The sequence below is a fragment of the Fructobacillus evanidus genome (assembly GCF_963580165.1).
Lineage (GTDB): Bacteria > Bacillota > Bacilli > Lactobacillales > Lactobacillaceae > Fructobacillus > Fructobacillus evanidus.
In genome coordinates, this window is the sequence record NZ_CAUZLM010000007.1 from 17,226 (window position 1) to 28,666 (window position 11,441).

Here is an 11,441-nt window from a genome sequence, read left to right on the forward strand (position 1 = left end):
TTCGACTCCGATCTACTCCGGGCATAAAAAAAACGGTGTGATTTAAAATCACACCGGAGCAAATCGAAATTAGATTCTGCAAAGCAAGACTCCTAGACCCGTTTTCGTGTTGCCAAAAGGACAACAAAAAAACTAGCCAAAAAAGCCCTCTTTGTTTATCTTCTCCCATCCAGACTTTACTGTCGGTTACAGATTCTCACTGTATCAATCAATTGCTTGATTCACGGACTAAGGCTTGCGCCATCACCGTCGGTCGGGAATTACACCCTGCCCCGAAGATTTATATTATTTTTTTCTTAGTGTAGCACAACCTACTTTTGAAAAACAATCCTAAAATTAGAAAAAACGAGGACTGATTTATTCAAAGGCACTCAAAAAACCGGCTATCAGCCGGTTTTTAAAGTATTGATTAGTAGTTCATGAAGTAGTTATCCAATTCCCACTGTGAAACAAATTGACGGTATGAAGTATATTCAATCTTCTTAGCTTCAATAAACTTATCAGTAATGTGTGTACCGATGGCATCGATCACAACGTCATCATTAGCCAATTCATCAAGGGCAGCCAACAACGTATCAGGCAAGTTCACGATGCCAGCCTTCTTACGTTCGTTTTCATCCATCAAGTAGATGTTCTTATCAACGTGAGCTGATGGTTCCAACTTGTTGTCGATACCATCCAAACCAGCTGACAAAATAGCAGCCAAGACAGTATATGGGTTTGTCGTTGGATCAACTGAACGCAATTCCAAACGAGTTGCCAAACCACGTGAGGCTGGTACTCGAACCATTGGTGAACGGTTTGATGCTGACCAAGCAACATAAACTGGGGCTTCAAAACCAGGAGTCAAACGCTTGTATGAGTTAACCGTTGGGTTAGCCAAGGCAGTCAAGGCTGGGGCGTGCTTCAAGACACCACCCAAGAAGTGCATAGCTGTGTCAGACAAGCCCAAGTTCTTGTCAGCATCGTGACCATCAAAGACATTACCGTCCTTGTCAAACAAAGACATGTTCGTGTGCATTCCTGAACCGTTAATACCTGAAACAGGCTTTGGCATGAAGGTTGCGTAGTAACCGTTCTTACGAGCAATCGTCTTCACAACCAACTTGAAAGTCTGAATCTTGTCGGCCATGTCAACGGCGTCTGAGTACTTGAAGTCAACTTCGTGCTGACCAGCAGCAACTTCGTGGTGGGCAGCTTCAACTTCAAAGCCCATCTTTTCAAGCGTCAAAACGATTTCACGACGAACGTTTTCACCGCGGTCCAATGGTGCCAAGTCGAAGTAGTTTCCATGGTCATTTAATTCCATGGTTGGTTCGCCCTTTTCATCCAACTTGAACAAGAAGAATTCTGGTTCCGTACCAACGTTGAAGGCAGTGAATCCTTCGGCTTCGGCACGGGCAACGGCATCCTTCAAGGCAATTCGTGGATCACCCTTAAATGGTGTCCGATCCTTTGAGTACACGTCCGCAATCAAACGGGCAACTTTACCACCATGTTCGTCAGTCGCCCATGGGAAGATCATGAACGTTGACAAATCAGGATAGAGGTACATATCAGATTCGTTAATCCGAACGAATCCTTCAATTGAAGAACCGTCGAACATCAGGTCATTGTCCAAGACCTTGTCCAGTTGTGAAACTGGCACTTCAACGTTCTTGATAGCGCCCAAAACGTCAGTGAATGTCACGCGAATGAATTCAACTTGTTCGTCTTGAACGATTTGCTTAATGTCTGCTTTGGTGTAAGAAGGTTTTGCCATTAGAAACTCCTTTACTTGGCTGCTATAGTGGGTACATTTTTTTCTTGGCTGAAGGCTTTCTCCAGCCAAGTTGACTAACGGATCAACATTTTTTCATTCTTGGTTCAAAAAATACATTTTGTTCAGTCAAGTCAGTGACCAAATCAGTGATTGTTAAAGCGGGCGATTTGAGCAAATTCATCTTGCAACGAGCGACGCAGGCTACTATCAACGCCGGCCTGTTGCTGATTTTTCCGCTCGGCCTTGGCAAAGAGTTCTTTAATATCGGCGGTGGAGTCACCAGCATCGAGGTAGTCCTTAATCTGCAAGAGCCGATCAATATCGTTTAAAGAAAAACGCCGTTGACCACCCTTACCCCGTTTCGGAGTGATTAATTCGTGCTGTTCGTAGTAACGAATCTGGCGGTCGGTTAGCAGGGTCAACTCGCGGACGGTTGACATCGGTAAAACGGCTCGGTTACGTTGCAATTCAGAACTGGACATGAAAAACTCCTTTCAGCTGGTGATGACCACCTTACTTGGCTTCGTACCAGGTTGGACCGGCATGGTCCTCAACCTTCAATGGTACGGACAAAGATACGGCGGAATCCATCACGGAGGTTACTAACTTTCGTACTTGCTCTAACTCCTCTTTCGGACATTCAAAGACCAGTTCATCGTGAACCTGCAACAGCATTTTAGCTTGCAAGCCCTCCTTGGTTAAGGCCTGGTCAACCTTAATCATGGCAATTTTGATAATATCAGCCGCCGAACCTTGGATTGGCGAATTCATCGCTGTTCGTTCAGCAAATGATCGACGGTTAAAGTTTTTGGCATTAATCTCGGGCAGGTAGCGACGGCGATGTTCAATTGTTTCAACAAAGCCATCTTTATGGGCCTGCTCCTTAATCTGTTCCATCCAACCATGAATCTTCGGAAACTCTTTGAAGTAGGTTTCGATAAAGGACTTGGCATCCTTGCGCGAAATGCCAAGGTTCTTTGATAAGCCAAAATCAGAAATCCCATAAACAATTCCGAAGTTGACGGCCTTGGCTGTCCTTCGATGGTTGGCATCAACTGGCTCATCTGCCTTCAGACCAAAGACGGCGCGGGCCGTCTCGGCATGAATATCCTCGTCTTCCATGAAGGCCTTCTTCATGTTTGGATCACCGGTAATGGCGGCCAAAACTCGTAATTCAATCTGCGAGTAATCAGCTCCAAAAATCAGCCAATTGGGATGACTGGGAACAAAGGCGTGGCGAATTTTGCGACCTTCCTCCGTCCGCATCGGAATGTTTTGCAGGTTTGGATCGACCGATGACAACCGGCCGGTCTGAGTCAACGTCTGTAAGAACCGGGTGTGGATCTTCTGGTCTGCTTGATCAACCACGGCCAAAAGGCCATCAACATAAGTCGACTTAATCTTCGCAAGTTGCCGGTACTCAAGAATATGGCTAACGATTGGCGCCTGCGGTGCCAGTTCCTCCAAGACCTCAACGGCGGTTGAATAACCGGTTTTCGTCTTTTTAATCACTGGCAAGTTCATCTTTTCAAAGAGCAACGTTCCTAACTGCTTGGTTGAATTAATGTTAAATTCTTCCCCCGCAATCTGGTAAATTTCTTCTTTGAGTTGGCTGATTTTTTCGTCGAGTTCCTGGCCCATCTTTTCCAGACGGTCTTCCTTGACGGCAAATCCCTGGGCTTCCATCTTGGCCAAGACGAATGACAATGGCAACTCGATATCATGGTAGAGAGCCGTTTGCTTATGCTCAGCCAATTCCTCAAAGGCCTTGTCACGTAAGCCATAAAGCGCTTCCGCCTTATGGCCAAGGTGATCATAAACCTCCTGGTCATCGGTTGGTACAGCAAACTTGGCACCCTTGCCATAAAAATCTTCATCGGCTGGTAGGTACAATCCAAAGCGTGCAGCCAACGTCGATAAGACGTTGTCGTTACCAACCGTATCAAGCAGATAGGCAACAAGCATAAAGTCAAAGTCGACTCCAGCAAGCGTCAAGTCCAAGCGGTGCATCAATACCCAAACTTCTTTGGCATTGAAGAGGCGTAACTTCTGTTCTGGATTTTCAATCAGGTCACGTAATGTCTGATTTTCAAACCAGGTAAAGTCGCGACTAGCAAAGTACCCCAAATCATCATTACCGATAGCAAAAGCGAGCATGTCAGCCGTATGATAATTATCTGCATCCGTATCAATTTGGATGGCCAAGGTATCTGCCTTGGCAAGATCAGCTAGGGCCGCTTCGTCCAACTCCTTCACTGGGTGGAAATTAGCACTTTGTGACTCAGCCTCCTCAACGGAAGTGTCATCTTGGTCAACCAATTGGTGCGCCTTGAGCTTGGCCAACGCTGATTTGAAATGTAAGCTTTCAAACAGTTCAACCAAGCCCTTGGTTTTTGGACCATTGTAGGCCAGGTCGTCCAAAGAAATTGATAAATCAGCATCCGTAATGATGGTGGCCAACTTCTGTGCCCGGTAGGCAACTTCCTTATCCGCAATCAAGTTTTCCTTCATCTTGGACTTTTTCATGTCGTCAACGTGGGCATATAAATTATCCAGGTCGTGATATTCGGTTAACAGCTTCAAGGCTGTCTTTTCACCAACCTTTGTTACCCCTGGATAATTATCAGAAGTATCACCAGTCAAGGCTTTTTTATCAATAATCTGTGCCGGTGTCAGTCCGAACTTTTCTTGGATATAAGCGGGTGTGTATTCTTCAATCTGAGTGACACCCTTTTTTGTAATTTTCACAGTCACCTTATCGGTGGCCAACTGCGTCAAATCTTGGTCTCCAGTAATGATGATGACATCATCACCCGCTTTTTCTCCTTCCCGTGACAGTGTTCCAATGATATCGTCTGCTTCCAAACCATTTTGTTCGTAATTATGAAGGCCATGGGCCAACACCATTTCACGAAGGTATGGAAATTGTTCCTTAAATTCAACCGGCGTCTTATCCCGACCACTCTTATAGTCGGCATAGAGGTCACCGCGAAAGGTTTCCTTACCTGATTTGGCATCCCAAGCAACAAGAGCGAAGTCAGGTTGCATTGGTAAGACGATTGATTCTAAAAAGTTATTAAAAGCCATAAGGGCGTTGGTGTGTAATCCTTCCGGTGTTACCATTCGGTCTAGCTGTTGGTACATCGCGTAGAAAGCCCGAAACGCCAGCGAATTCCCATCAATTAAGAGTAGTTTTTTAGTCATTGGTTAGTCCTTATTTAACTTGTTTGTAGTTTAGCACAAAAAAAGCTCGCCGAAGCGAGCAATGTTAGTTTTTCTGACGTGTTAATTTCGGTTATCGCCGAAAAGTTGGATCAAAGCGTAGAAAATGTTCATGAAATCAAGGTAGAGCATCAAAGCCCCTGACACGGCCAAGCCGGTTGTCTGAGCTTCGCTAGCACCATTAGCTGACAATTGAACATAAACTTGACGCAACGTATTGTTGTCGTAAGCCGTGTACAAAGCGAACACGATGACAGTTGCCACTGAGATCAACAAGTGCAAGGTTGAAGAACCCATGAAAATGTTAATCACTGATGCCACGATAATCCCAATCAATGAACCGAAGAGGATTGGACCCATTGAAGCCATTGACTTCTTTGAGAAATAGCCATAGGCAGCCATTCCGGCAAACAAAGCCGCAGTTGAGATAAAGGCAGCGCCGACTGAAGCGGCCGTGTAAACGGCCAAAATCAAACCAAGCGTTAAGCCTTGGACGGCCGAGAAGGCCATCAAAAGACCGAAGGCCTTTGAGGGATTATTTGCGAATGAAGCGCTACGAATCATGGCCACAATGACCAATTCAACGACAACAACCGCTGCCATCCCAATCCAGCTACCCAAAAATAGTTGGGCAACTCGTTGCAAAAAGAAATGTTGAACAACGTAGCCTGCAACGGCCGTTACAGCCAAAGCAATTGCCATATAGCCATAAACACGCTGGAAGAAGGACTTCATGCCTTCATCAGCGCCCGTCACATCGCGGCGAGCGTTCATATCAAAATTATCCATCAGATACCTCCCATTGGTATTGTCAATTTTTCTATCTATATGATAACAAAAAAATCTTAATCTTAGATTAAAGGATGACCCCTTAATTCAAATCAGGTAAAGTTTGACCAAGCAACTTTTCATAAGCATACTCGTACTTTTGAATATCACCGGCTCCCATAAAGACCAAGACGGCGTCATGGTGCTTCAACAATGGTGAGACATCGTCTTCCTTCAAGACAACAGCGCCATTTGGCAAAGCATCGGCAATGTCTTGGGCAGAAACCGTCCCCTTACTTTCTCTGGCAGAACCAAAGATAGGCGTCAAGTAAACAGTATCGGCCGCCTGCAAAGCTTGCGCAAATTCGTCCTTATAAGCGATTACCCGAGTAAAGGTATGAGGCTGGAAAACCGCCACAATTTCCTTTGTTGGGTACTTTTGCTGAGCGGCATCAATCGTTGCTTGAATTTCCGTTGGGTGGTGAGCGTAATCGTCAATAATGACAATATCTTGAACTTTCTTTTCGGAGAAGCGGCGCTTCACCCCAGGATAAGTCAACAAATGTGCACGGACATTCGCCAAATCCAACCCTTCCAGGTAAGCAACGGCAATGACTGCTGTGGCATTATAGACGTTGTGCTGACCAAAAATTGGAATCGCAAATTCGCCCAAGTCCTGCCCCTTAAAGCTCACTGAAAAAGTGGAACCGGAAGTCGTCTTCTTAACATCACTAATCAAAAAGTCATCGCGACCGGCCTGATCACCGTAGTAATAAACGGGCACGTCAACACCCAAATTTTGCAAGCTCGGATCGTCGCCCCAAGCCACAATGCCCTTTTTAACACCCTTGGCAAAATCAACAAAGGCTGAGCGGACATCTGCCAAATCGTGGTAGTAGTCCGGATGGTCAAAGTCAATATTGGTCAAAATGGCATAATCTGGGTGGTATGGTGCAAAGTGGCGTCGGTATTCATCAGCTTCCAAAACGAAGAAATCAGAATTAGCCACACCGTGACCAGTTCCGTCCCCAATCAAGTAAGAGGTCTTCGCAACATTCTTAAAGACGTGTGACAAAAGACCAGTGGTTGAAGTTTTACCGTGAGCCCCAGCGACCGCAATGGTCGTGGCCTGGTCGATTTGCTGAGCAACAGCTTCCGGATAAGAAATCATCTTGACCCCAGCCTGCAATGCTGCCTGGACTTCCACCTGGTCATCCTCAAAGGCATTGCCTCGAATAAAAATTGCATCCTGATTATCCAAGACGTTGTTTGCGTCAAAAGGTAAAATCTTAATGCCCGCTTGTTCCAATGGCGCTTGCGTATAAGTAAACTGATCGATATCCGATCCCAAGACCTCGTTGCCTTGGTCATGTAAAATTTGGGCAAGAGGCCCCATCCCAGTCCCCTTAATCCCGATAAAGTAATACTTCTCTGACATGACAGTCGCCCCTTTTAATAGTTTGTATCAATCAAGCCGTCCGCATACAAACTTTGGGCAGCAGCAAAATCAAAAGCCTGACCAATTTGGCCAAAGTCAGCTGGCAAAACCAAGGCCCCTGGCTTATCGGGTGCCCCTGGCAACTTCAATTCGCGGCCAGAAACAATCATACCGGCTGATGGCACACCGCGCAAAGCACCATCCCAAATGATGGCACCTGAAGGCATCATCGAACCGGGTTTAGCAACCACGACACGGATTCCCTCTTGCATGTTCGGGGAACCAGAAACGATTTGGAGGCTTTCACCATTGCCAACGTTTGCCTGTGTCACGTGCAAGTGGTCAGAATCAGGGTGAGCAGTCATTGAAACGACTTCACCAACAACCAAGTTTGATTGTTCAACGGCAATGGCGTCATCAAAACCGGCATCCTGCAAAATCTGGTTAACTTGTGCCACTTGGCTTTCCGTCAAGAAGACTTGACCAGCTTGGTCAGTCAATGCCAAAGCGGCACCGACACCTTCAATGTTGATGCCCAACGTTTGCTTACTTTCTGCATCGACAACCTTGGTCACCTGTCCCTTGGTTTCTTGGACAACCTTCCCCGTTGCTGGCGCAAAGGTTAACATCAAAATATCGCCAACTGCTGCCTGATTATAAACTGCAATCATGATTTTTCATCCTCTATTTTCAAATATTTTCAATCGCTGGCTGTCCGCTCTTTAGGCAGACAATGAATCCAGGTAAGCCAGTAATAACTGGGCTGATTTTTGGCCGGCTTCGACAACAAACTCGTCAAAGGTCACAGATGATTCACCATTGGCCAAATCAGAAACTCCCCGCAAAACAATAAACGGCACGTTAAAGCGCGTTGCCACTTGAGCAACCGCTGCCCCTTCCATTTCGGCCAAGAGGGCCTTGGGGAAGTGTTGTTTAATTTCTTCTTTTTTGTCCTGCTGAACAAAGCTATCACCAGACACAATCAAGCCAGCTTGGCTATCCGTCAAGGCTTCAAATGCCTTAACCAAGTCCGCATCAGCTTCGAAGTAAGCTGGTTGGGCTGGCAACTGACCAAAATCATAGCCGAAAACTGTGACGTCGGCATCAAAGTATGTCAACTTCGTACCGATAACCAAATCACCAATAGCCAATTCCGGCTGCAATGCACCGGCAGAACCGGTGTTGATAACCACGTCCACATGAAAGACCTGGGTCAAAATCGTCGTTGCCGTTGCGGCAGCAACCTTACCAATCCCTGATTCCGCTAAAAAGATTTCTTGACCGGCATACTTACCAACCAAAACCGTCAAATCAGCAAAGCTTTTTTCAACGGGATTTTGGATAGCGTTCGTCAATGCCTTTTTTTCTTCAGGCATTGGGGTAATAATTCCAACTTTCAAAGTAGGTGTCCTCACTGATTTTTAGTTAAAGTTGACAAAGAAAAAGAAGAGATAAGTCAAGACAATCAAAACCGCCACAAAAATCATGCCGCGGTTATAGCGGTATGCTAGGCGGTCCGTCTTACCTTTTTCCGTTAATTCACCATTTGATCCCAGTTCAAAGCGGCCCTTTTTGGTCAGGCGCATCTCGGCTCGGTTCTCCGGTTCAACTACTGTGATTTCATCCGGATGAGCCTTTTCATATTCGCGTTCAACTTGCCTGCGCATCTTTGCCCGCTTCTTATCTTCACGACTTTGCCGTGACCGGGTGAAAAAATGATTATTTGCCATTTGTTAATCTCCAATTTGTCCAGTAGAAATAAGCCGTCAATGTTTTTTGATCATTGAGTTCGCCTCGTTGATAAAGCGCGGTCATTTCATCATAGGAAACCGTCAATAGGTCCAAGGATTCGCCGTGGTCCTGTGGCAGTTGTTCAGCATTTGTCAGAGCCGTCATATCTGTTGCCAGGTAAAGGGCAATTCTGGCATCCGTAAAGCCAATAGCTTCATAAACGGTCGCAAATTTAGTCAAAGAACCAGGATGGAAACGAATCTCTTCGTTTAATTCCCGGATAGCTGCCTGTCGTGCAGCTTCCCCTTCGTTCCCATGGTCGCGACTGTCTACTTTTCCAGCCGGAATTTCTAAGACAAAATCATCAGCTGCAGCGCGCCATTGACGAACTAAGATAGCGTGATCGGCATCTACTAATGGCAAGATGCCAACGGCCAAGGCGTGGTGCACGATATCGCGTTGCGCCTGACTGCCGTCAGCAAGTTCCACCTGGCGTTTCTCAACAGAGAAAATCTTACCCTGGTAAACGTCCTGCTTTGATAAAAACCGTTCTTTTTCCGCCATGCTTAGTCCTTTCCGTCAATAACCTGGACTTGAGCAGCTTGAAAAGCGTCCTTGCCTTGAACCAGGACGTAGGCAACTCGTTGCCCCTGGTGGAGAGATTTAAAACCATCTCCAGCAATGCCGTTAAAGTGGACGTAAACGTCCGGTCCCTTTTGATCGGGTGTGATATAGCCATAGCCGCGTTCGGCTTGCCAAATTTTTACTGTTCCATATTTCATAGCTCTATTATAGCAAAAAACGGCCTGAATCGCTTGGTAAAAGTCTTCTTTCTGTAAAATCAGGAACGAAATTTGCCAACAAAAAAAGACGACCAAAGTCGTCTTTCAATCCTGATTTGCTTTAAATAATCGCAATCAAGATAAAGTTAATTAAGAAGAAGGCGGTAATCACTAACAAAATTGGTGACAACGTCTTGAATTGCTTTTGAACAATCTTAACCACGATATAGAAGATAAAGCCGGCGGCAATTCCATAAGAAATTGAATAAGAGAAGGCCATGAAAATTGAGGTAAAGAAGGCTGGCAAGGCAACTGCCAAGTCCGCCCAATCGATCTTCTTGAATTCGGCCATCATCATGATTCCAACTACAATCAAAAGTGGTGCGATGGCGGCCGTTGGTACGATTGATACCAATGGTGCCAAGAAAAGCATAAGCAAGAAGCCAACGGAAGTCACCACGTTGGCCAAACCAGTTCGGCCACCCGCAGCGACCCCGGTCGCTGATTCAATAAAGGTCGTTGTATTCGAAGTTCCAACAGCCCCAGCCAAGGTTGTCGTAAAGGTATCAACGACCAAGGCCTTATCCATCTTAGAATTGAAGGAATTATCGGCAACGAACGCTTCTTGGTCTTCCTTGGAGAAGATACCAGTCTGGTTACCAATTCCAATCAAGGTTCCAATGGCATCAAACAAGCCAGTCAAGCCCATGGCGAAAATCGTGACGACTGCCAAAATAGTCTTTTGCCAAGTACCAAAGAGCGACTGCATGCCGTGTGGCCCAAAGGCAGCACCAAAGGTTGATGAAAATTCAGAAAAGGCGTGTGGCAAAGAAGTGGCTGCTGACATATGCACGTCTGTCACACCCATTGGGATACCAATCAAAGTCGTTGCAACCAACGTAATCAAGAATGCGCCTGGGACCTTTTTAATCAACATAAAGGTCAACAACAGCAAGCCAATCAAGGCCAAAAGTGCTGGTGATTGCGTAAACTTTGTTAATTCTGGCGTTACCCCGCCAGAGGCCAACAATGAAGTCAATGGTCCGTGAACTGACCCACCGTTATAGGCCTTATCATTAACGGTAATCAAGTTGTTGCCATCAATCACAAAGTTGATGAAGCCGGCATTCTTCAAACCAATATAGGTCACGAAGACGCCTAACCCACCACCGATTGCTGCCTTTAACTCAGTTGGAATGGCCTTCACAATTGCTTGACGACCATGGGTCAACGTAATGATGACATCCAAGATTCCAACCAAGAAGACGATGGCCAAAGCCTGCTGCCACTTAAAGCCAAAGCCAAAGACGATGGTATAAGTGAAATAGGCCTGCATCCCGATTCCAGGAGCTAAGGCAAAGGGAACGTTGGCATACAAGCCCATCGCCAAGGTTCCAAAAACGGCAACGATAATGGCTGCCACGAAGACAGCCAAAGCTGGCATCCCCGTTTGTCCCAAAATTTGTGGGTTCAAGAAGAAAATGTAAGCCATGGACACGAAAGTCGTAATCCCGGCAACCACTTCACGGCGCACCGTGGTGTTGTTTTCCTTGAGTTTAAAAAATGATTGCATGATATCCGGCTGGCAAAGCGCCGGCTCCTTTTCTTATTTTTTTGATAACTGCTGATATCCGCCACAGCAGTGGTGCACTTTTGTCTTAACTATCTCACGGTCCTGCTGAAAAATCAAACATTAACGTTCTGACAGTCTTGCTTTAAAAGCAGACGTTGACTATCT

Annotated in this window: 11 protein-coding genes and 1 riboswitch; all 11 genes read right to left on the minus strand. The window is 45.9% G+C overall.

Features of this window, described 5'->3' with window-relative positions; translation table 11 throughout:
• Nucleotides 1–153: 153 nt before the first annotated feature.
• Nucleotides 154–284, minus strand: a riboswitch (FMN riboswitch).
• 125 nt (nt 285–409) lie between these two features.
• Nucleotides 410–1,762 (minus strand): type I glutamate--ammonia ligase, encoded by a 1,353-nt coding sequence (gene glnA, locus AABI08_RS06180; protein ID WP_338344105.1) that lies wholly within the window; start codon nt 1,760–1,762, stop codon nt 410–412.
• A 143-nt stretch (nt 1,763–1,905) separates the two neighbouring features.
• Nucleotides 1,906–2,244: a MerR family transcriptional regulator gene (locus tag AABI08_RS06185; RefSeq protein ID WP_059393450.1), complete on the minus strand. Its 339-nt coding sequence runs from the start codon at nt 2,242–2,244 to the stop codon at nt 1,906–1,908.
• Between the two features lie 31 nt (nt 2,245–2,275).
• On the minus strand, nt 2,276–4,966 hold the full coding sequence (gene polA, locus AABI08_RS06190) for a DNA polymerase I (protein WP_338344103.1): 2,691 nt from the start codon (nt 4,964–4,966) through the stop codon (nt 2,276–2,278).
• Between the two features lie 81 nt (nt 4,967–5,047).
• Nucleotides 5,048–5,773 (minus strand): Bax inhibitor-1/YccA family protein, encoded by a 726-nt coding sequence (locus AABI08_RS06195; RefSeq protein ID WP_338344102.1) that lies wholly within the window; start codon nt 5,771–5,773, stop codon nt 5,048–5,050.
• An 82-nt stretch (nt 5,774–5,855) separates the two neighbouring features.
• Nucleotides 5,856–7,190, minus strand: a complete 1,335-nt coding sequence (gene murC / locus AABI08_RS06200) for a UDP-N-acetylmuramate--L-alanine ligase (protein ID WP_338344101.1) — start codon at nt 7,188–7,190, stop codon at nt 5,856–5,858.
• Nucleotides 7,191–7,204: 14 nt separating this feature from the next.
• Nucleotides 7,205–7,861 carry a YtpR family tRNA-binding protein gene (gene ytpR, locus AABI08_RS06205; protein ID WP_338344099.1) on the minus strand — a complete coding sequence of 219 codons (657 nt, stop codon included), beginning with the start codon at nt 7,859–7,861 and terminating at the stop codon, nt 7,205–7,207.
• A 51-nt stretch (nt 7,862–7,912) separates the two neighbouring features.
• Nucleotides 7,913–8,590, minus strand: coding sequence for a 5'-methylthioadenosine/adenosylhomocysteine nucleosidase (locus AABI08_RS06210; protein ID WP_338344097.1), 678 nt, complete (start codon nt 8,588–8,590; stop codon nt 7,913–7,915).
• A 21-nt stretch (nt 8,591–8,611) separates the two neighbouring features.
• The gene (locus tag AABI08_RS06215) at nt 8,612–8,920 is read right to left on the minus strand and encodes a hypothetical protein (RefSeq protein ID WP_059393456.1); all 309 of its coding nucleotides are present in this window, start codon (nt 8,918–8,920) and stop codon (nt 8,612–8,614) included.
• Nucleotides 8,910–9,485: an NUDIX hydrolase gene (locus AABI08_RS06220; protein ID WP_338344095.1), complete on the minus strand. Its 576-nt coding sequence runs from the start codon at nt 9,483–9,485 to the stop codon at nt 8,910–8,912. Before AABI08_RS06220 ends, AABI08_RS06215 begins: the two co-directional genes overlap by 11 nt.
• A gap of 2 nt (nt 9,486–9,487) precedes the next feature.
• Nucleotides 9,488–9,703, minus strand: coding sequence for a cold-shock protein (locus tag AABI08_RS06225; RefSeq protein WP_059393458.1), 216 nt, complete (start codon nt 9,701–9,703; stop codon nt 9,488–9,490).
• Nucleotides 9,704–9,824: 121 nt separating this feature from the next.
• Nucleotides 9,825–11,276 (minus strand): NCS2 family permease, encoded by a 1,452-nt coding sequence (locus tag AABI08_RS06230; RefSeq protein WP_338344094.1) that lies wholly within the window; start codon nt 11,274–11,276, stop codon nt 9,825–9,827.
• Between the last annotated feature and the right edge of the window lie 165 nt (nt 11,277–11,441).

Excerpts from the sequence above, each read along its gene's own strand:
- glnA (WP_338344105.1), bottom strand. The coding sequence starts at position 1,762 with ATGGCAAAACCTTCTTACACCAAAGCAGACATTAAGCAAATCGTTCAA.
- AABI08_RS06185 (WP_059393450.1), bottom strand. The coding sequence starts at position 2,244 with ATGTCCAGTTCTGAATTGCAACGTAACCGAGCCGTTTTACCGATGTCA.
- polA (WP_338344103.1), bottom strand. The coding sequence starts at position 4,966 with ATGACTAAAAAACTACTCTTAATTGATGGGAATTCGCTGGCGTTTCGG.
- AABI08_RS06195 (WP_338344102.1), bottom strand. The coding sequence starts at position 5,773 with ATGGATAATTTTGATATGAACGCTCGCCGCGATGTGACGGGCGCTGAT.
- murC (WP_338344101.1), bottom strand. The coding sequence starts at position 7,190 with ATGTCAGAGAAGTATTACTTTATCGGGATTAAGGGGACTGGGATGGGG.
- ytpR (WP_338344099.1), bottom strand. The coding sequence starts at position 7,861 with ATGATTGCAGTTTATAATCAGGCAGCAGTTGGCGATATTTTGATGTTA.
- AABI08_RS06215 (WP_059393456.1), bottom strand. The coding sequence starts at position 8,920 with ATGGCAAATAATCATTTTTTCACCCGGTCACGGCAAAGTCGTGAAGAT.
- AABI08_RS06220 (WP_338344095.1), bottom strand. The coding sequence starts at position 9,485 with ATGGCGGAAAAAGAACGGTTTTTATCAAAGCAGGACGTTTACCAGGGT.
- AABI08_RS06225 (WP_059393458.1), bottom strand. The coding sequence starts at position 9,703 with ATGAAATATGGAACAGTAAAAATTTGGCAAGCCGAACGCGGCTATGGC.
- AABI08_RS06230 (WP_338344094.1), bottom strand. The coding sequence starts at position 11,276 with ATGCAATCATTTTTTAAACTCAAGGAAAACAACACCACGGTGCGCCGT.